Source organism: Leptospira fainei serovar Hurstbridge str. BUT 6, from assembly GCF_000306235.2.
In the GTDB taxonomy this organism is placed as follows: domain Bacteria; phylum Spirochaetota; class Leptospiria; order Leptospirales; family Leptospiraceae; genus Leptospira_B; species Leptospira_B fainei.
The window spans coordinates 932,239-952,940 of sequence record NZ_AKWZ02000010.1; the positions used below are offsets into that span (position 1 = coordinate 932,239).

General features: G+C 43.0%; 15 protein-coding genes. 9 read left to right on the plus strand and 6 right to left on the minus strand.

Annotated elements, in window-relative coordinates; translation table 11 throughout:
* Positions 1–79: 79 nt before the first annotated feature.
* From LEP1GSC058_RS13535 to LEP1GSC058_RS13560, 6 genes are all read left to right on the plus strand, one after another.
* On the plus strand, positions 80–619 hold the full coding sequence (locus LEP1GSC058_RS13535; protein ID WP_016549344.1) for a flagellar protein FlgN: 540 nt from the start codon (positions 80–82) through the stop codon (positions 617–619).
* Between the two features lie 30 nt (positions 620–649).
* Positions 650–2,560 (plus strand): flagellar hook-associated protein FlgK, encoded by a 1,911-nt coding sequence (gene flgK / locus LEP1GSC058_RS13540; protein ID WP_016550295.1) that lies wholly within the window; start codon positions 650–652, stop codon positions 2,558–2,560.
* 35 nt (positions 2,561–2,595) lie between these two features.
* Positions 2,596–3,861 carry a flagellar hook-associated protein 3 gene (locus LEP1GSC058_RS13545; protein ID WP_016549606.1) on the plus strand — a complete coding sequence of 422 codons (1,266 nt, stop codon included), beginning with the start codon at positions 2,596–2,598 and terminating at the stop codon, positions 3,859–3,861.
* 104 nt (positions 3,862–3,965) lie between these two features.
* Positions 3,966–4,415 (plus strand): flagellar assembly protein FliW, encoded by a 450-nt coding sequence (gene fliW / locus LEP1GSC058_RS13550; RefSeq protein WP_039948651.1) that lies wholly within the window; start codon positions 3,966–3,968, stop codon positions 4,413–4,415.
* The gene (csrA, locus tag LEP1GSC058_RS13555) at positions 4,416–4,676 is read left to right on the plus strand and encodes a carbon storage regulator CsrA (RefSeq protein WP_016549625.1); all 261 of its coding nucleotides are present in this window, start codon (positions 4,416–4,418) and stop codon (positions 4,674–4,676) included. It abuts the gene before it with no gap.
* Positions 4,648–5,511, plus strand: coding sequence for an SHOCT domain-containing protein (locus LEP1GSC058_RS13560; RefSeq protein ID WP_232224694.1), 864 nt, complete (start codon positions 4,648–4,650; stop codon positions 5,509–5,511). The genes csrA and LEP1GSC058_RS13560 overlap by 29 nt, the downstream gene beginning before the upstream one ends.
* Positions 5,512–5,754: 243 nt before the next feature.
* Here LEP1GSC058_RS13560 and LEP1GSC058_RS13565 read toward each other — a convergent pair whose 3' ends face one another.
* The 3 genes from LEP1GSC058_RS13565 to LEP1GSC058_RS13575 all read right to left on the minus strand — a co-directional run bounded on the left by LEP1GSC058_RS13565 (position 5,755) and on the right by LEP1GSC058_RS13575 (position 10,263).
* Positions 5,755–6,276, minus strand: coding sequence for an SIMPL domain-containing protein (locus LEP1GSC058_RS13565; protein WP_156860689.1), 522 nt, complete (start codon positions 6,274–6,276; stop codon positions 5,755–5,757).
* Positions 6,277–6,398: 122 nt separating this feature from the next.
* Positions 6,399–7,289, minus strand: coding sequence for a M48 family metallopeptidase (locus LEP1GSC058_RS13570; protein WP_016549432.1), 891 nt, complete (start codon positions 7,287–7,289; stop codon positions 6,399–6,401).
* Entirely contained in the window at positions 7,279–10,263 is a 2,985-nt protein-coding gene (locus LEP1GSC058_RS13575; protein WP_016549996.1) for a DUF2339 domain-containing protein, read from the minus strand. Before LEP1GSC058_RS13575 ends, LEP1GSC058_RS13570 begins: the two co-directional genes overlap by 11 nt.
* 290 nt (positions 10,264–10,553) lie before the next feature.
* Here LEP1GSC058_RS13575 and LEP1GSC058_RS13580 point away from each other — a divergent pair, with 290 nt between their 5' ends.
* The 3 genes from LEP1GSC058_RS13580 to LEP1GSC058_RS13590 are packed head-to-tail and all read left to right on the plus strand — an operon-like array spanning position 10,554 to position 16,737.
* Positions 10,554–14,516, plus strand: coding sequence for a PAS domain S-box protein (locus LEP1GSC058_RS13580; RefSeq protein ID WP_408605703.1), 3,963 nt, complete (start codon positions 10,554–10,556; stop codon positions 14,514–14,516).
* 50 nt (positions 14,517–14,566) lie between these two features.
* Positions 14,567–15,919, plus strand: a complete 1,353-nt coding sequence (locus LEP1GSC058_RS13585) for an alkaline phosphatase D family protein (protein ID WP_016550651.1) — start codon at positions 14,567–14,569, stop codon at positions 15,917–15,919.
* The gene (locus LEP1GSC058_RS13590; RefSeq protein ID WP_016550391.1) at positions 15,916–16,737 is read left to right on the plus strand and encodes an alpha/beta hydrolase; all 822 of its coding nucleotides are present in this window, start codon (positions 15,916–15,918) and stop codon (positions 16,735–16,737) included. Before LEP1GSC058_RS13585 ends, LEP1GSC058_RS13590 begins: the two co-directional genes overlap by 4 nt.
* On the opposite strand, the gene mtnP is transcribed toward LEP1GSC058_RS13590, so the two are convergent.
* From mtnP to acs, 3 genes are all read right to left on the minus strand, one after another.
* On the minus strand, positions 16,738–17,601 hold the full coding sequence (gene mtnP / locus LEP1GSC058_RS13595; RefSeq protein ID WP_016549674.1) for an S-methyl-5'-thioadenosine phosphorylase: 864 nt from the start codon (positions 17,599–17,601) through the stop codon (positions 16,738–16,740).
* Between the two features lie 250 nt (positions 17,602–17,851).
* Positions 17,852–18,643 (minus strand): cobalamin-binding protein, encoded by a 792-nt coding sequence (locus LEP1GSC058_RS13600; protein WP_016550249.1) that lies wholly within the window; start codon positions 18,641–18,643, stop codon positions 17,852–17,854.
* Positions 18,644–18,648: 5 nt separating this feature from the next.
* Positions 18,649–20,616 carry an acetate--CoA ligase gene (acs, locus tag LEP1GSC058_RS13605; RefSeq protein ID WP_016549447.1) on the minus strand — a complete coding sequence of 656 codons (1,968 nt, stop codon included), beginning with the start codon at positions 20,614–20,616 and terminating at the stop codon, positions 18,649–18,651.
* Positions 20,617–20,702: the final 86 nt, after the last annotated feature.

The window sequence follows — 20,702 nt, forward strand, 5'->3', positions numbered from 1 at the left end:
TTTCATCCTTTTCCAATTTAGATAAAAACCCCTCATAAAATTTTCGGATTAGCCGATGGGAAGGAACAGGACCCGAACTATGACGTTACAAAAAGAGGAATGGTTGGAACGGATTTACTCTTTATTTAAGGAAGAGATCCGCTTATACTCCGAAATCCTGGAGTTAGAAATAGAAAAGACTGCGGCAGTGACAAAAGCCGACGGGAAGTCGCTGGAAAAAATCGCGAAGAATACGTACGAACTGATCGTTCACGCAAGCGAACTGGAAAGGGTGCGAATGAACGCGATGGAAGAAGTGCACCAATCCGGCAGTATTAATTCCGTTCAAGATATAACTCCTCTAACTCTAACGGATTTCCTCAATAAACTCGATCGCGAATCGGGGCATAAATTAAAGCATCTAGGGACTCAATTAAAAGATACCGTGCATAAATTGAAGGAACGAATTAAGGCCAACGATCGCTTAATCCGCACTCGGCAGGAGTTCCTACAAGTTACGATCGAAGCGATGAGAGAGAACGTGAAAAGCGGAGAAGTGTCCACATACGAAGACGATAGCCCGGTCACTGTAAGAACTCCCCGCAAACGTTCTTCGGTTTTAGTAAACGCCTCTGCGTAAGAGGCAATCAAGGAAAGGAGGGAGAAATTTATGGGATCAACATTCTCCGGACTCGAAATCGGTAAAAGAGGCCTAACCGCCCACCAACAAGCTCTGCAGACGACAGGGCATAATATTTCTAACGCCGACAATAAGCACTATTCTCGCCAGAGAGTCGTGATGCAGGCGACGGATCCCTTATATGAACCTTCATTAAATAGAGCCAACCTTCCAGGCCAGATCGGACAGGGAGTCGAAATTGCGTCCATTGAGAGAGTAAGAGACAACTTTATCGATGATCGCATCATAGAAACCTCAGGTGTAAAAGATTACTGGGCCGCTAAAAACGAATACCTTTATCAAACTGAAACAATCTTTAACGAACCCAACGGAACGACTCTCCGTACTTTAATGGATAAATTCTGGTCTTCATGGGAAGAATTATCCAACTATCCTGAAGACAACGCTCATAGATCCGTCGTTCTCGAGAAAGCCCAAGGACTTGGAAGCCGAATGGAGGATGTCTATCGTAAGCTCACCCAACTACGTGACCAAGCTAATCGTGAAATCGAATCGCATGCTTTACATCTGAACGTAATCGCGGAAAATATCCGTACTTTAAATGAAAGAATCTCTAAATCGGAAGCGTTGGGAGATCGACCGAACGATCTTTACGACAAACGAGATTCGTTATTGCAGGAATTATCCGGATTAACCGATATCACGATCGGGAGGGGCGACGAGGATGAGTTGATGGTCTTTATCGGCCAACAAATTCTAGTCCAGGGTGGAAAAGCCAGTAAGATAGACATCCTAGGCAATCCCGCAAAAGACGGTTTACTCGACCTATATTGGCAAACGACCGGGGACCCCGTTCTTCTTCGGAAAGGCCGGCTTCAAGGACTGGTAGAAGTTCGAGATAAGGTCCTAAGAGAAAAAATCGACCAGGTAGACGCACTTGCAGTTAACGTTATGGATGTCATTAACGAGATCCATAAGGACGGATTCGGCGTTAACGGAAACACGAATCAAAACTTCTTCGATATTCGGTCCTTGGCCCTGAATACTTTCGGAGAATACGATTCCGACGGCGACGGTCAAAATGATATCACTGCCGTCTTTAGAGCCACCGGAAAGAATACGCTTGATCCGGATAGACCGATCGGAATCGGAGGAACACTTACATTCCATCGTCCCGATGAGAAGGAAACACAAGTATTGGTTCCTTACTCCGCAAACGATACCTTAAACGGTATTATTAAGAGAATCAACGCATCGAAAGTCGGAATCGTGGCCTATATGAACCATGACAACCAACTCGCTCTTAAAGCGACGGTTGCTGAGGATTCTCCTAAAAAGAATTTTATTCTCCGACATTTGGAAGATTCGGGCGATCTGTTAGTGGGATTGACCGGGATTCTCATGGCTTCCGGACCGACGGGAGCTTACGACTATAAACGATTGGGCGAAATAACGAAACTTCAATCGAAGCCGGAAGATATTACTTTATCGCCGCATTTTCACCCTTCTTCACATTTTAGAATCAACGAGCAAATCGCTAACAATGTCGCTAACATCGCCGCTGCTCGAGGAAAAGATGTGGGAGGAACCGGAGATTATAATTCCCCCGGCGGACATAAGGACGGACGCAACGCATTGTTAGTAGCTTCCGCTTTAAGAAATAATCCGGTAATGGTGGATTATTCCAAAACTACGGATGATTTTTACAACTCACTCATATCAAAGTTAGGCACCGAAGCGAGAGAAGCGAAACAGGAATGGGGAATTCAAACCGACCTAATGACAGAGCTCGAAAATATGAGGCAATCCGTTATGGGAGTAAGCCTCGATGAAGAGATGGCCAATATGGTCCAATTCCAACATTCCTATAACGCTTCCGCAAAGATGATTAATACCATGAACGAAATTCTGGATACGATCATCAATCGATTGGGTGCATAAACTTCCGCGAGGAATAGCAAGGAGGCGAAGCCATGATGCGGATCACGAACATGATGCAAAACAACAGCCTGGTTAGGACGTTAAATCGTCATCAGGTTGCTTTAGACGAAACTCAAAACCAACTCGGGACAGGACAACGTATAAAAACGCCTTCGGATGACCCGGGCAGAGCGACAAACCAGATGTTTTTCCGTTCTCGTATAAACGAATTGGAGACATTTCAGGCGAATATCGACGACGGATTCGGTAGACTTCAGCAAATCGACGGCGAGCTGGATAGAATCGGAAATCTTTTTCAAAGAGCAAGAGTTCTTGCAGTCCAGGCTTCCAACGGAATTTATCAAGGCGATAAAGGATTCGAATTGGAAGTCGCAGTCGGCAAGGAAATTGACGAACTACTCAGAGCCCTTGTGGATATAGCAAACACTCGCGATGCCACCGGACGTCCCCTTTTCGGAGGACACGTCATCGAGCGTCCTCCGTTTGAACCCATCGAATCGAAAATCAAAGGTCTACAAGGCCTTGAATTAAAGAATCAGTATATCGGCGTGGAATACCGAGGCGATATCGGCGAACAAATTCGCGAAATTGAAAAGGGTGAATACATTCCCGTTACGATTCCCGGAAATAAAGTTTTCTGGGGAACGAACATGAGCGTTACAAGCCGTGTGGACAATTCGGGTTACGTCGCGGTCTCGGATCAAAAATTTAAGATCGATGGTACTGAAATTCAAGTTTCTGCCGGGGATACGATCGACGATATTATTGATAAAATTAATAATGCGCCTATCGAAGTTAAAGCCAATAAACTCGCGCAGGATAATATCAGCTTAAGCTCGACCGCCCCGCACCAAATTTGGCTGGAAGATACCGATGGTGGAACGGTACTCCGCGACATCGGATTGATCGATTCTGCAAATTCCGAACCGCCAAACAATTATAGTAAATCCGCCACTGTCACGGGACTTTCGATTTTTGACGTACTTATTCAATTCAGAAACGATCTGATTCAAAAAGATCAGGAAAGGATTTCTGGCCGGGACATTCAAGACTTGGACTTGGCATTGGAAAACGTGCTTCGCTACCGTGCAATTACGGGTGCGAGAATGAATCGGATGGAAGAACATTCTCAAAGGGTCGAATTCGATAAGTCTTACATGACGGAACTCCTCGCTAAGAACGAAGGTATAGACTTCCCGGAGACCATCATGAATCTCAAATGGTTGGAAACGATTCATCAATATGCGTTGAATGTAGGTTCTAAAATTATTAAACCTACTCTGATGGACTTCCTCAGATAGGATGTAGGATTTCCCAGCGTGCTATAGGAATTTTCCTTGTAGGCATGCCGGAAACGGTTAAACTAATGGCGGTCTCCCAAAAGGGCCCCGTAAAAAGGTCGGTTATGGTCGAAATCCAAAGCAAACCCTTCGGAAAAATTCGGGTATCGGAGCGTCAAATGATTCGCTTTCCGGAAGGGTTACTCGGTTTTGCGGGATATAAAAACTTCGCATTAATTGAAGAAGAAGAAGAGTCGGTTTTTAAATGGCTGCAGTCGGTCGACGAAGTGGAACTAGCTTTCGTAGTCATTCCCCCCTCCTTATTCAAGAAAGAATATCTGCCTTCATTGAACGTAGACGAACTTTCTCAAATCGATCTAAAGGAAGTTTCGGAAGCTCTCGTTCTAGTAATCGTTACGATTCCCGGCGATGATCCGGCATCTATGACCGCGAATTTACAAGGTCCGATTTTGATAAACAAGGCCAGCTTAACGGGTAGACAATTTATTTCAAGAAACGAAGCTCACTCCGTTCGGGAAAAGATTCTTGAAAGCGCCACCGTGGAGATGTCCTAAGTGCTCGTACTTGCCAGAAGAACTAATGAATCCATCATTATCGGCGATGACATAGAAATCGTAATCGTGGATATTAAGGGAGACCAAGTTAAGATCGGAGTAAAAGCTCCGAAAGAGGTTTCCGTACATAGAGCCGAAGTCTACAGAGAGATACAGGCCGAAAATAGAAAAGCCGCCGGCGCTAAAATCAAGCCCGAGGAACTTGGAAAAATTGGAAACATCCTTAAGAAAGGTGACGCCAATAAAAAAGATCGCTCTTAAAGCCTTTTTTACTATTTTAATTTTCTGGATCGGAAGCGGCTGTCTCTCCAACCAAAAAAAGGGAATGGCATCCGTATCGGATTCCATCGTTTTCTTCTACATTCATAAAAATCCCGAAACACCTATATTTCTAGAACCCGAAAAATGGTTACCAATCGCAACCTCCGTACTCAGCGGAGTGCATTTCGATGAAGATGAAAAAGCGGAATTTAGCCGCCGTTGGCAGATCCTGTTTAAATATATCGGCATTTCCGATTCATTGGTCGGAGCAAAAGAACTAGTTCGATTATTTTCGGAAGATGAAGCAAGAAAGTTAGCGGAATTGCTATACAAAGCCGAGCAGGAAATACCTGACGGCGCTCCGAAAGGATATCAAATAATTTTAAAGCGAGAAGATCCGATCCGACCAGGTCTGAGGATTCGAAGAACGATCTTTTACGTTCATAACAATGGGAACTGTTTAGTTTTAGATTTCGGAGAAATCGGTCAAGTCGTCGATTTTCAAACCACATATACTCTCCGAGATTGGATTCTATATCCGATTCAGGAACCGATCGCCTCGTCCAGAAACGAAGTCTTTCTTTCCGAAATACGTCCGGAAGGTCTCGAATATGCTAGCGTTATACCCACCAACGAAAAGAATCAAAATCGAATCTGTGTCCGCCCTCTATTTTGGACCGCAAAATTACCCGTTGGCAAAACTTCTTCAAACCCGCAAAAACCGACAAAAGGTGCGGAAGAACGTTTAAAAGTCTTAAAGGAATTATTGGAAAAACGTCTTATCACTAAAGAAGAATACGAACGTAAGAAAACGGAAATTCTAAAAGACTTGTGATTTTCTTCACGGAATTTCGGCGAGGGCTGGGATTCGAACATATCCCGTATCGAAATAGAAAATTTTTTCAAAAGACCGGAGCGACCCCTTGCGGGGTCGCTCACGTAGTGAGAATAGTGAAGAGAATTGGATATATGTTAACCAAGGCTAGCTTTCGCCCGGCACTCAGGTAACATTCCTTAAGTACCATATACCGAAAACCGAACTGCTGGACACAGTTTTTTCAGGAAAATTGCAGATTTTTTAATAAGAAATTCGCAAAGTTACTCTTGCTTCCCGATATAACGTTCCTCCTTCCACAGGCGAATTGTTACTTTCCTTAGCCATGACTCGTAACTGTTGTTGTGACAAAGGATCTTGATTTCCGCCGTCAGTCTGTATTTCTATAATTTCCTTGGCCTTCAATCCTAAGGCAGAAAGAACCGCTTCTGATTTTTGACGAGCATCTATGGCCGCTTCTTGCAAAGCATGTAAAGAAGATTTAGAATATTCGTACAAAGGAAATACTCTGATGCTCTCGGTTTGGAGACCGAGAGTTTTGTACGTTTTTAATATCCGAACCAGTTCATCGGATTTTTTGGAAGTCTTCAGGTAAGCCTCTTCGGCAGTTTTCGCCTCAGACTCTATACCCACTTTAATTTCGGAAATCTCCGCAGGCATTCCGACCTTCGCAAAGCCTGTTACCGTAATTACGCGAGAAACCTGAGCAGACAGGACAGTCGCGGTAAAAAAAAGAGGCAGAATCAAACATAAAGGCTTTTTCATACTTTCTGTCTTTACTATGACCGAAGTACGTGGAAGAAATTTCCAATCAGGAAGGAAAGTTTTTCGGTCTCACCGGCTGAACTTTTCCGGGAAACCGATCTATACCTGGGATGTTAGTCTTTTTAATCCCTTTTTATAAATTCATCCTCGTATTCTAATTCAAATTTACTCGTTCGGTTAGACAGGTTTTTTTCTCCGACATAATACATTCCTGCCTCCTGCTTTTTTGCCTTTTCCCGAAACTTTTCGGAGCGAAGATCCAGGTAAGGATGCGTCATAAAATATTCTCCTATCGGAGATTCCTGTCGTTCTCTTCCTCCGGAAGATTCCTTTAACCTTTGAAACATGCGCCCCATAGCGAACGGGTCGTATCCCTCTCGAACTAGGATTTTGTATCCGTATTCGTCGGATTCGCCTTCCTGGTTTTTGCTGAAAGAAGGTCGCAATAAAACTCCGACAGTGATGTCGGCAAGTTCGCCCAACGTCGAGGAGCCGATTTTACGACTTAATAATTCGAATCGGACTCCGTCCATACAATGGGAAAGTTCCACGTGTCCGATTTCATGCCCCAATACGGCAACCAACTCCGATTCGGATTTTACCGAAGTCAAAAGTCCGGACGTTACGAATAGAATGCCGCCCGGCATTGCAAAAGCGTTAGCCTGAGAAGTTTCCATAATTAGAATTCTATAATTAAATCCTTTTTTATTTCCATCCGTAAGCTTTGCGGTTAATCCTTGTAAGTAAGCTAAATCTTTCGTGTTTTCCGTACTTCCATAATTCGCATATCTATCGGCAATAGCATCGCCCAGTTCCTTTTCGTCCAGGTTATCGATCGGAAGAACCTTGGTTAAAGCCCTGTCTAAAGTTTTGACCGGTTTTCCAAGTAACTGAAATGCGGGCGCTAAAGTTGCAGGTTTTTCCACGCCGACTTTGTTAAACGCAACAACGAATCCTAATGCTATGCCGAAAACGACCAATAAAATAAACGCATAAAATCTCTTATTTAGCATTCGGTTCTTTTCCTTCCGTATTTCTGTATTTGCTATAAATCGTATTCATTAAGATTAAAATCCCGCCGACTCCGAGAAAGACAAGTGCTCTGGTGATCGTCGATGATTTGGAAAGATCCCAAAAAATTAATCTGAGTAAACAGATAACCATTGCAGATAACGAAACGTAACGGAAATGGTTCTCTTTGAGAAATAGCCCGATAAGAAAAACGATAAAGACCTCCGTCATCCATAGCAACGTTAAGAATGCGGTATCAAAACTCCAAAAAAGAAATAAAGCTACGGTTAAGAATAACGGATAGAAGATAAGAATATTAATTTTCGTATGAATTTTTTCCGCAAAACGGTTAATCGCTCCCGGAAATCCATCCCGTTCTTCCCGTTGAAACGACGGGTGAGTATAGATCATAATAAGATAGGCCGTCTGAAAAAATAAAGATATCAAACCGCCGACCCATTCTTGATCAGTCCAAAAAGATGATGGAGTCGTATTGGAACTTGATAGAAAAGCCGTGTGAATGCATGAAATCCAGAACAGAATCAAAGAATAAAAGTGGAATCTTGTAATCGTTGAAACCCGTCGACTTAACTGTTCCGTAAGGAATGCCAGCAGGATCCAAGCGACAGGCAACCAATTGCTCGGAATCTCTAATGCCGAAGCGATGGCGCCCGTTATCAGTGAAAGTTCCCAAAATAGGGGGAAGATTTTTTGACTAATTCCGACATCCTTTCCCACTCCAAGTACGGACGTGTTCGCCCAATAAAGAAATACGCCGATTGCAAAGATTTGAATTAAAAGTCTAACTTTGAATATTCCGATATAAATTTCGGATTGAAGCTGAACTAAAATATGTGCGCCGATAAAAAGGGCGATAAAAGTTAACGCAAATCCGCCCCATACCATTCCGGAATTAACAAGACTCTTACGCCAATCGGAAATCCAAACCGAGGACTTTGCCGAAACGAATACGTAAAATTCCAAATAAAAAATGGAGAAGATTAACCAAAGGATTCCCGGTAATATAGGCGATACCGGCCCGGCGATTAGGAAAATTTGCACGATAATATGTAAAGATAGTATGGTTGCTCCGGGCTGGGACAGGTATGTTGGAGCTTCGTCGTTTCTATTAATTTTCGATAGGGGAATGGCAATTAAACAAAATGCAATCAACGGTAAATCTTGAACCAGCTGCTCCCAAGGACCCGAATTTCTTGCCGCATAGATAACGAGAGAATGAATAGCGATAGTAAACGGAAACAAACCGATGCCTAACCCATTCCAGTTCGTTCTTTGTCGCAGGATCAATAGAAGAACGCCGAATACGGGTAGAAAATACTCCGCGCCCTTTATGTCGGCGCATTGATAGCATAAACCTGCAGCAAGAAATCCGGAAAGGATCCCCGAAGGTGATACTTTCATCACTTCCGAGAAACCGTAAATATCATCCCAGGAATCGGATTGTCGAGAATATCGAATTGAATCGATGGCCTGTATCACAAAGGTAAGAAAAATTACGCTAAGCGTAGCGGCAATATTCCTCCAGGAGCTAAGATCCTGCATCTGTTCGGCCAAAGACCATAAAATGATAATGTACGATAAAAAGGAAAAATGAAGAAGTGCTCCGCCAATCCATCGTAAAAGTTCTTCCTTCTCCTCCGATGCGGCTATAAAAAATAGTAGAAAAAGTACGCTTACAATCAAAGTAATCGATAAATACCCTAGCTCCCAGCGACCAAGAAATACAACACCTAGAAATGCGATTCCTAAGGAAACCAATGTATCGGTAAGATAGAGCCAGCGAATTCCGATTTTTCGCGCCCTGCGAGCATGCAAGAAAATTAATATTGATATAAAAATCAGGACCGGCGCATTCCATCTCGATCCCGTGGCGTACAGGGCAAATCCTAAACCCACGCTTAACCAGGAAACAAAATGAGTGATAAAAGGAAGTATTTCCAGTTTTTCCGTAGCATATGCTTTTCGATAATGAACCAATAGAGACAGTAATCCGACCGATCCGGTCCCGATAATTCCGAAAATCCGAGCCATGGGTTCATATCCCCCATCGGATGAAATGATATGGTTTTTAAAGAGAAAATTAACGACTAGGAAAGAGAGAACTGTCTGTAGAAGATGATATTCCCATTTTGCTTTATAGGATAAGGCCGCGCTAAAAACCGCGACACCCGCTCCGACGCAAAACACCAAGTTTGTGGAAGGCAAGATAGCGAGGGCGAGTAGGCTCAGAACAATATGTAAACTTGCAAATCTTTGCAAGGAAGCAAACCAAGCTAACGATAAATTTATCGAAATTCCACCGAGTACAATAACGAGCGCTAGAATCTCATTTTCTATCCATTTCATTCCGGGCAGAGAAGCGGCGCCGACGCAAGCAAAAAGAACCACCGCACCCGAAGCGCTTTTAAGCCAGTATGAGATTTGTTTCCAAAATTCTTTCGTTAAAAGATAGAGTGAAGCTGCGTATAACGCTACCGCTATCCCTAAAACCATTGAAAATCTAAGAAGCGGCGAAACTTTTAACGCGGCGTAGATCGCTAAAAATCCGATACCCATGACTAAAATGATCGTCCCAAGTATCCCCGTCCAATTCTGAGCTACTATCTTCTCGACTTTTTCCCAAGTCTGAGATCTCACGGGATTTCTTTTAGGAGATGGAAGTGATTCTAAAGGTGACGATACTGGAATCGATGAAACTGCCTTTTTCTTAGATTCGGAACCTCCTCTCTCTTTTGCCGGCAATACGATCGATTCTTTTGCTAAAATCGGTTTTTCATCAGGAATTCGATCTTTCTCCCGTAACGGAGATTTTGAAGGTAATTCAAGCTCTTTTATTCTATCTTCGAGTTGGCGGACTTTTTCTTTTAACTCCGTTACTCTCGAGCCTAATATAAAGGGGTAAATTAAGAAAAAAATGAGAACTATAAACGTAATGAAACCGAGGAATTCTAACATTGAGTTATCGAGTAAAGACTATCGCTTCGAAGTTGTAAATTTATTTTTTCATTAAAATATCCGGCGAAAATGGAACCCGGAAATGTAGTAAGTCGTCAAAGAACTCTCACAAAATAGGCAGATTTTAGCGACTTTCCGTTAAAGGGTGAAATCTACGTTAGATAAGCTCTGTTATGAATACGGATTATTTGATATCAATTTTCAGAAAAGACTTTTAGAGTTCCGAAAAAATGGTTTCGGTTCCGGCTATGGATTGTTATTTTTTAGCCTTCTAATATATTCGTATCGGAATCAGTGAATTGGATCCTCGCTTCTTAGAATCAGAGCTTCTTTTGCAAATTTTCGAATCTTGTCGAGATGGCATCGCTATAGCCGATGTGGACGGAGTTATTTTCGATGCCAATGACTCTTTTTTAAAGCTTATAGGCTATACCCGAACGAAATTAAAATCCCAAAATATCTGGCAATTGACCGCCGATCGGTGGAAATATATCGAAGCCGACTTGATCAAAGAACAACTTATTCCAAACGGTTACACTGACGAATATGAAAAAGAAATCATTCGTAAAGACGGAACGTTAGTTTCCGTGTCGGTAAAAATGTATTACTTAACCGAATCCAAAGGGCAAAGGAAATTAATTTGGGGAACTTTTAGAGATATAACCCAAAACAAAACGAGAGACCGATTAAATTCGCAAAACTATCAAAAAACCAAAGAAAGCTGGGAAGCGCTTAAGCGAATTTTTGATCTAAATCCTCTTCCGATGAGCATATCGGAAATAATTTCCGGAAAGCTAATAGATGTCAACACACGGTTCGAAGAAGAAGTCGGTTATACTTTCGAAGAGCTAATAGGTAAATCAACCGTCGAATTGCGGATCTGGCAAGATGCGGATACCCGCACGCGAACGATGGAAATGATCCGAGAGAAAGGTTGGGTAAATAACCTAGAACTTCTATTTAGAAGAAAATCAGGAGAGGAGTTTTGGGGACTTTTCTCGGCGCAAATCGTGGAATACAAAGGGTCGGCGGTTCTTCTCACAATCACCGCTCCAATCTCCGATCGTATCAAAGAAGAAAGAGAGAAGAGAAAACTATTAGAAGATATTCAGGAAAAGCAGGAAATCCTTGATCAAATCATTCGGCTTAACCCGTCGGCGATCACTCTCTCGAAAGCGGACGGAACCTATCTCGAAGCGAACGATCTTTTTCTGGAGTATGTTGGAAAAACCAAAGAAGAAGTCTTAGGTAAAACCCCGATCGAATTAGGCGTATATTACGATTTGACGGATCGAGCGCGTGTGCTCGAAGGTTTACGAACCACCGGAATGGTAAGAAATCTGGAAATCAATATGAAAACGGTCGAAGGAAAAATTCGATCCATTTTATTTTCAGCTAGAATGTTCGAATCGAAAGGAGAAAAGAAAATCCTAGCGATCGGTCATGATATCTCCGATATCAAAGAATCTCGGGAAAGGCTAGAATCGTTAGCGAAAGAGTTGGAAAAAAGCCGGGAGCTATTTCAAAAATTATTTCAGCTAATTCCTTCTGCAGTTGTGCTTACCGACTGGGAGACTCGGCGTATCGTGGACGTAAATGAACGATATTTGGAATTAATTCAATTTTCTCGTGATGCGGTAATCGGCAAGACAACTCCCGACTTACATATATGGGATTTAGACCCGGAATTTAGATCCTATGTTTATGAATCTCTAGAGACGAAAAACGAAGTCGCAAGTAAGGAGACCGTATTCAAAGCCTCTGATGGTACGGCGATACCGGTTTTATATTCGGGTCGTATGGTAACTCTCAACGGACGTCCTCACGTTATCTCAGTAAGCACGAATATCTCGGAAAGAAAAAAAGCCGAAGAAGAAGCGAAAAGATTAAACGAAGAGATTCTTTATAATAAGGATCTATTCGAACGTATGTTCCAGTTAAATCCCGCTGCAGTCTCCTTGTCCGATTTAGAAACGGGTGTTTACCGACAGGTAAATCAATCTTATTGCGATTTAATAGGATATCGGCGGGAACAGATTATCGGAAAGTCTTCCCTCGAACTTGGAATTTGGCAAAAGAATATCGATCGTAAAACGTTATTAGCCGAACTGAAAGAGAAGGGATGGACCGGGAGTATCGAGGCGACTATACTTCATTCCGACGGTACTCAACGACAGGTATTATCGGGTAACCGAATTTTCAGAATGAACGATCGACAAATGCTGCTCGCCCTTTTGATCGATATTACCGAAAAGAAAAAAATCGAGGCAGAGAGAGACGAATATTTTGCCCAATTAGAGGAGAGTAAGGAACTATTCGAACGGGTATTCGAAATGAATCCCGATACTATTACGATTTCTGAATTAACAACGGGAACGTATATCAGCGTAAACGAAAGGTTTACGGAGATGCTTCAGTATCCGAAAGAGGACGCCATAGGCAGCACATCCGTTGGGTTAGGAATCTGGACGAATGAAGTTCGTAGTAAGATCGTTGAAACGTTAAGCGAAAAAGGAGTCATGCGAGACTTCGACGTTCAACTGACGCGTAAAGACGGATCGAAAGTCGACACCAGCTTCTCAGCGCGGGTCGTCAATTTGGGAAAATCTCCTTCGTTGATTGCGATCACTCGAGATATTACCCTATCAAAGGCTGCCGCAAAGGAAAAGGAAGAACAGGCTCAAAGGCTCTCGATGCAGGCAAAAGCGTTTTTGGAAATGACAAGGGACCCCGAATTTGTTTCCGGGAGTTTAGAGGCGGCTGCAAAAAAAATCTCCAAAATGGCTTCCGAGACGCTTGATTGTGACCGAGCTTCGATCTGGATTTTTGATAAGGGAAGCGACGAGATTTGGACATTGATCGCCGGTTGGGATAGAGCGAAGGACAGCTTCCTTGAAAGTATTTCCATCCAACTATCGGATTATCCTGATTATTTCGAAGCCATAAAGGCCGGACGGTTCCTGGACGTAAAAGACGTAATCAACGATTCTCGTACAAAAGAATTCGCCTCTATTTATTGCGCTCCTTTAAATATTACCTCTCTCCTTGACGCACCCGTATTCTTAAGAGGCCGGATTAAGGGAGTCGTTTGTCTGGAACATCGGGGAAATTTGCGGGAATGGAAAGGATACGAATCTCAATTCGCGGTAACAGTAACCGAACAAGTCACCCAACTCTTGTTGAACGCGGAAAGGAAGGAAGCGAAAGAAGAATTGGAAAAGGCCGTCACTATCCGTACTTCCGAGCTCGCTTCCGCATTGGATAACCTTCGTAAAACACAGGACCAACTCATTCTATCCGAGAAAATGGCCGCGCTAGGGCAACTAGTTGCGGGAATCGCTCACGAGATAAACAATCCTTTAGGTGCAATATCCGCCTTAAGCGGCGAACTAAAAGCCTATTTGAATTCTTCGGCGGATAGACTCGAGAAATTGGGAACGATGCTCTCTTCTGCCGATCCATTTCTTATTCATAATCTTTCAAATTTTATCCGATGCGGTTTAGAAAGCAAAGAATCACAACTCACCCGTGAGGAGCGAAGAATCGTATTAAAAGATATTAAAAATAAGCTCGCGGAAATCGGCTTCGAAAACGCCTACGATCTAGCGGATAGAATAATGGATACAGGACTCCAAGTCGCTTTAAAGGAATTTCCGGATCTATTCGGCGACTCATCCAATTTCCCGCTTCTCGATTTTGCGATCGAGGAAATTCAAACGTTTAAGAATGTAAATTCGATACGATTAGCCGTGGATCGAACTTCGAAGATAGTTTATGCTTTAAAAAATTACGCCCACATCGATTTCGGCGGTAGAAAAGTAGAGACGGATCTAGTAGAAAATATCGAAACGGTATTGACCATTTATCATAATCAAATGAAGAGCGGAGTGGAGATTGAATTGGATTTTCCGATTCGACCGAAAGTACCGGCTTTTCCGGACGATTTATTACAAGTTTGGACCAACCTTATTTACAATTCTCTACAAGCAATGAAGTTCAAAGGAAAGATTAAGATTTCCATTCGCGAATCCAACAACGACGTGACGGTTTCCATATGGGACAACGGTCCGGGAATTCCTGCCGAAGTAAAAGCAAAGATCTTCGATCCTTTCTTCACGACGAAAGGTCCCGGAGAAGGGAGCGGACTCGGGCTTGATATTTCTAGAAGAATCATACTTAAACATAGCGGTCGAATAGAACTCGACTCGAAACCCGGAGGCACAACATTTAAAGTCATCCTTCCTAGAAGTTAAAAATTAGTTTTTAGTTTGATCCTGTTTGCGGATCGGATGAAATTCAATTTATGGAAAAAACGTCGCCGAATTACGTTATCATAACCCTCGTTTTATCGCTAGTATCGTTTACTTTTCTGATCGGAAAAAGTAAAGTTGCCGGAGAAAACAAAGCTTCCGCAATCTTATCCGGCCCGATGGTCGGATATTCTACGCATAAGGAAGTGAAACTTTGGGTACAAACAAAAATTCCCGCAAAAGTCTATGCCGAATATTTTCCGGTCGGAGAATCGAATCATAAGAAAAAGACCCTAGAAACGATCACTAAACATGATCAGGGAAACGTTGCGCATTTACTTGCGGACGAACTTGAGCCGGGAAAAAAATATTCTTATTTGATATATGTTGACGGCAATCCGATTGAACCGATAAATAAGCAGGAATTTCGAACTCAACCCATTTGGATCGGCAAACAATCCGGTCCTCCCAATTTTCGCTTTGCTCTAGGAAGCTGCTCTTTTGTAAACGATGCGATGTACGATACGCAGCCGAAGCCTTACGGCGGAGATTACCAAATTTTTCATTCCATTCTCTCGAAAGATCCCGAGTTTATGCTTTGGATGGGAGATAACATATATTTAAGAGAACCCGACTGGGACTCCCGAACCGGTTTTATTTATCGATATACTCAACAAAGGTCCTTATCGGAACTTCAACCGCTGCTAGCTAGAGTTCATAATTACGCGATATTGGATGATCATGATTGGGGGCCGAATGACGGAGATGCTTCTTTTTGGCTGCGAGACACCGCCGAGGAAATGTTTAAACTTTTCTGGGTAAACTCGAATTACGCTAAGCGCGGTTTATACGGATCTTTTACCTGGGGGGACGCGCAATTCTTTCTGCTGGATGACCGAAGCTTTAGAACCGCCAACGACAATAAACTCGGGAAACGGTCTTATTTAGGAGATCGGCAATTGAATTGGCTTATAAACGCATTAATATTCTCTAAATATACTTTCAAATTTGTCGTGGTCGGAGGACAAGTTCTCAACCCATTGCAAGTATTCGAAAATTATTCGACTTACTCCGAAGAGAGAGCTCAATTATTGAGCGCGATCAAAAAACAGAAACTCAAGAACGTTATATTCCTAACCGGTGATCGACATTTTACCGAATTGTCGTTATTGGAAGAAAACGGAGAAGAACCGGTCTACGATTTAACCGTTTCTCCTTTAACTTCATCGACTTATCCCCCGGTTACGGAAAAAAATCCGTTACGAGTACAAAATACATTAGTGGATGACAAACGAAACTTTGGAACAATCGAAGTAACCGGTCCTCTAAAAAATCGCAAACTTATAATTCATATCTACGATTTTGACGGTAAAGAACTTTGGACTCGAGAAATCAACGCGAGATGAAATTGAATTCGATCCTAGGTATTTTCATCTTTATCCTATTTCTTTTACTATTTGGTTTAGGATCCCTGCTCTATTATAACCAAGGCAAACTCATCTTCTTTCCCGAGTCTCTTCCGGAAGATTTTAAATACTCGTTTCAATACCCGTACGAGGAAATTGCGATCGAGCTTCCGGACGGAGAGAAAATCTATGCTCTCCATTTTCAAGCGTCTCCCGGTCCAAAAGGCACGATATTATACTTTCATGGAAATGCGGGCAGTTTACGAACTTGGGGAGGAATTAGCGAAGATATTCTCCCGAACGGTTGGAATCTGTTAATTACCGATTATCGTGGTTACGGAAAAAGTAAGGCTAGGCTAACCGAATTGGGAATGTATGAAGATGCGGAACGCTGGTATTCCTATATTCAAAATCGGATGGGAATTCCTGAAAGCCGAATTATAATTTATGGCCGTTCGATCGGAACCGCGGTAGCGGTCGATCTTGCAACTAAGAAGTTTCCGCATTCCACAATATTAGAAACACCTTATACAACTTTAGCGGATTTAGCGGCAATCTATTATCCAATCCTGCCTTCCTGGCTACTTTCCTTCAAACTCGATTCACGTTCGAAAATTTTGCGTATATCGTCGCCGATCTATATATTCCACGGTACCGAAGACGAGATCATTCCCTTTGCCCAGGGGAATGATCTCTATAGAACCGCTATGGAAGGCGGAAAAAAAATAAAATTGATTCGAATAGAAGGAGGAAGTCACAACGACCTCCCCTTTTTTTCGGAGTACAAACGCGAGTTAAAACGAATTCTCGCTCTTTAATCAAAAATAGTCCGGAAAGAGAACTTTCAGCTTAGCAACCGTTTCGGGATTGCGTTTTTCCGGAGCGGTAATGATGGAATATTTAGTACTATTCTTTAAGGTTAAATCATCCCCGTTTCCAAGGTCGGCAATTAAAGCGGAGAGTAATTTTTTAGCGCTTTCAGCGTTTTTACCTAAATTAGCAATTACTAATTCCGCGGTTACGGCTTCCTCGTTCTCTCTCCAACAGTCGTAATCGGTAGACATGCAGATCATTTGATACGCGATTTCTGCTTCCCGAGCTAATTTCGCCTCTGGTAAAACGCTCATGTTGATGATATCCGCGCCCCAAGATCGATAAAGGTGCGATTCCGCTCTTGTGGAAAATAGAGGACCTTCCATACAAACCAAAGTCTTGCTTTCGTGAATTTGAAGGCCGATTTTAACGGCCGCCTTCTTAATTCGAGCGCTTAAATTCGCCGAAAAAGGATCCGCAAAAGGAGCGTGTGCGACGACTCCCTTTCCGAAAAAAGTAGATTCTCTCCCTCTGGTTCGATCGATAATTTGAGCCGGTAGGACGAAGTCCAAGGGCTTTATTTCCTCGCGTAGACTTCCAACCGAACTGAAGGCAACGATCTCTTCGACGCCTAAGATTTTTAAAGCGGCAATATTCGCTTTCACTGGAACTTCATGGGGCATCAGAAAATGTCCGACACCATGCCGAGGTAAAAAGGCGATTAACTTACCCTGTATCTTACCGATTTTAATTGCGTCGGAAGGTTTTCCCCAAGGAGTTTCAGGAAATACCTCTTCCACTAACTCCATTCCGTCCAAGCTATATAAACCCGTTCCTCCGATGATTGCTGCCTTCACCTTGGTCGACATTCGTTTCTCCTTAACCCGCCCCATGCGGAAATGATTACTTCCAAACATTCGTTACCGGGGCGGAATGTAAATCTCGACTTGAATTTACGAAGAAGAATGTAGACTTAAAATTTCCGGTTTCGTCGAATGCCCGGATTCTTCCTAAAGTGATTGGATCAATGGACCAATTCCGAAGCTAAAGAATTGAAATTAGGTCCACTTATCCGAATATGATTTCAAACTTAAAGCTAATACTGTACTAAATAATGATCTAAGAAAAAGCGGGATCTCTAACTGAATTGATAATTTTCTCTAGTTCCAGAATTCCGACTTCAAATAGAGCCGGGCCCGGTTGAAGAATAATAGAAGGATCCATTTCAAAAATTTTCTCGTTCCTTATTGCAGTAACCTGCTTCCATTCCGGCCGAGTACGCACCCATTCGAAATCCATAGGTTTCCCGCACCAGCACCCTATGAAAATGTCCGGATTCGAATTCGCAACGTCTTCGAGAGAAAGAATTCTGTCCTTTGCCAACGATTTCTCTTTTAAATGTCCGAAACAATCTTCCGCACCTGCAATTTCTAAAAGCTCCGAAACCCAACGAATTCCGGTAATTATCGGCTCATCCCATTCTTGGAAAAAAACTTTCGGGCGAGGTTTTCCCGCTGCTGCGATTCTCACATTTTCCAGTTTTTGCTTATAGCTATTCACTAGGAAATCGGCTTCCCTACCTTTTCCAACCAATCCAGCTACTAACAAAATCGTTTCAAAAATCTCGCCTAAAGTCCGTTGGTTCGTGATTAAGACGTTTAAACCTTCTTTAATCAAATCATGAGCAAGCTCGGCTTGAATATCCGAAAAACCGATAACTAAGTCGGGTTTCAATTCTTTAATTCGCTTAATATTCCCGCTGATAAAAGCGGAGACTCTCGGTTTTTCATCCTTAGCTTTGAGAGGTCTAACCGTATAAGCTGAAACCCCGACAATCCTATCTTGCTCCCCTAACAGATAGAGGAGCTCGGTCGTTTCTTCAGTCAGACATACGATTCGTTTTGGACCCATTCGACTCAGCTATGATATTTCTTCTTATCTTCGACCAATCTCTCTACCACGGACGGATCGGCGAGAGTCGAGATGTCTCCCAAGCCTTCGAATTCGGCGCTCGCAATTTTTCGAAGAATACGTCTCATAATCTTACCGGAACGGGTCTTAGGTAATCCCGGGGCCCAGTGAATAACATCCGGTCTCGCAATCTTTCCGATGACTTTCTCGACGGTGGAGATTAACTCTTTTTTCAAAGAATCGTTCGTTGTAACGCCTTGCTTAACTGTAACATACGCGTAGATACCTTGGCCTTTGATATCATGCGGAAAGCCGACCACTGCCGCTTCCGCGACCGAAGAATTTTCGACGAGAGCGCTTTCTACTTCTGCCGATCCGATTCTATGACCGGAAACGTTAATTACATCGTCCACGCGACCCGTTATCCAGTAATACCCGTCCTTATCACGAATCGCACCATCTCCGGTGAAATAATATCCTTTGTACGTAGAAAAATACGTATCATAAAATCGTTTAGGATCTCCGTAGACCGCTCTCATCATATAAGGCCAAGGTGATCGAATGCACAGATTTCCGGAAACTTCCCCTTTACCTTTGAGTTCCTTTCCGGTCTCATCCACCAATAACGGTTCTACTCCGAAGAACGGCAAGGTGGCCGAACCCGGTTTCTGTGAAATGGCTCCCGGAAGAGCCGAGATCATAATTCCTCCCGTTTCCGTTTGCCACCAAGTATCGACGACAGGGCATTTAGATTTTCCCACATTTTTATAATACCATTCCCAGGCTTCGGGATTAATCGGTTCGCCGACCGATCCTAATAATCGAAGCGTTTTTAAGCTTCGTTTTTCAATGAGGGCCGTTCCTTCCCTCATTAAGGATCGTATCGCGGTAGGCGCCGTGTAAAAAATGGTAACCCCGTGCTTATCAATTACATCCCAGAATCTTCCTGCATCCGGATAGGTAGGAACGCCTTCGAACATTAATGATGTGGCTCCATTGGAAAGAGGACCATAGACTAAATAGCTGTGCCCGGTTACCCAACCTATATCCGCTGTGCACCAATACGTATCAGTGGGCTTAACGTCGAAAACATAATGAAACGTCATATTTACGCCGAGCAAGTATCCGCCCGTAGTATGCAGAACTCCTTTTGGTTTTCCCGTGGAGCCGGAAGTATAAAGTATAAATAGCGGATCTTCGGCATCCATCACTTCCGGCTTACAATACTGCGCTAATGCAGGGTCGGTCATCAGGAGGTGCCACCAATGATCTCTATTTTCCTTCCACCCTAAATTCACTTCTTGCGCGGTTCTTCTTACCACGATAACGTCGCCGACTTTTTCTTGAGCAAGATCTAAGGCAGTATCGACTGCTTTTTTCAAATCTATACTTTTGCCGCCCCTATAGCCTCCGTCCGCCGTAATAATCAGCTTAGGTTTACAATCCTCGATTCTGCTTTGAAGGGCCTCGGGCGAAAATCCACCGAAGACTACCGAGTGAACGGCGCCGATTCTGGTACATGCTAAAATCGTAATCGCTAACTCCGGAATCATCGGAAGATAAACGAGAACTCTATCCCCTTTTCTTACTCCGAAACTTTTCAGAACATTGGCAAATTTATTTACTTCGCGATACAAATCATGGTACGTATATACCTTGTACTCGTTCGGATCGTCTCCCTCCCAAATAATTGCGGCTTTATTTTTGAGATGGGAGTCGAGGTGTCGATCCAAGCAATTATAGGAAACGTTTAGCTTTCCGCCTTTAAACCATTGAACTTTAGCGTTTTTAAAATCATGCTCCAGAACCTTATCCCATTTTTTGAACCAATGTAAGCGGTTTGAAGCTTCCCTAGCCCAAAATTTCTTCGGATTTTCAATCGATTCTTTGTAGAGAGATTTATAATCTTTCAGACTGATATTAGCGGTTTTTTTAAATTGAACGCTTGGATGAACGATTCTTTCCTTTGCCATAGCCACCTCTGCAAAACCAGTACAATGCCTTCGAAAAGATAGCCTGTCTACAAATTCTCGGACAACATGATCGAAATCGAGTGAAG

Bases quoted from the DNA above. Each gene is read 5' to 3' on its own strand.
- LEP1GSC058_RS13590 (WP_016550391.1), top strand. From the start codon at position 15,916: ATGAAATTGAATTCGATCCTAGGTATTTTCATCTTTATCCTATTTCTT.
- LEP1GSC058_RS13545 (WP_016549606.1), top strand. From the start codon at position 2,596: ATGCGGATCACGAACATGATGCAAAACAACAGCCTGGTTAGGACGTTA.
- LEP1GSC058_RS13565 (WP_156860689.1), bottom strand. From the start codon at position 6,276: ATGAAAAAGCCTTTATGTTTGATTCTGCCTCTTTTTTTTACCGCGACT.
- flgK (WP_016550295.1), top strand. From the start codon at position 650: ATGGGATCAACATTCTCCGGACTCGAAATCGGTAAAAGAGGCCTAACC.
- fliW (WP_039948651.1), top strand. From the start codon at position 3,966: ATGGTCGAAATCCAAAGCAAACCCTTCGGAAAAATTCGGGTATCGGAG.
- LEP1GSC058_RS13575 (WP_016549996.1), bottom strand. From the start codon at position 10,263: ATGTTAGAATTCCTCGGTTTCATTACGTTTATAGTTCTCATTTTTTTC.
- LEP1GSC058_RS13600 (WP_016550249.1), bottom strand. From the start codon at position 18,643: ATGGGTCCAAAACGAATCGTATGTCTGACTGAAGAAACGACCGAGCTC.
- acs (WP_016549447.1), bottom strand. From the start codon at position 20,616: ATGGCAAAGGAAAGAATCGTTCATCCAAGCGTTCAATTTAAAAAAACC.
- LEP1GSC058_RS13535 (WP_016549344.1), top strand. From the start codon at position 80: ATGACGTTACAAAAAGAGGAATGGTTGGAACGGATTTACTCTTTATTT.
- LEP1GSC058_RS13570 (WP_016549432.1), bottom strand. From the start codon at position 7,289: ATGCTAAATAAGAGATTTTATGCGTTTATTTTATTGGTCGTTTTCGGC.
- mtnP (WP_016549674.1), bottom strand. From the start codon at position 17,601: ATGTCGACCAAGGTGAAGGCAGCAATCATCGGAGGAACGGGTTTATAT.
- LEP1GSC058_RS13585 (WP_016550651.1), top strand. From the start codon at position 14,567: ATGGAAAAAACGTCGCCGAATTACGTTATCATAACCCTCGTTTTATCG.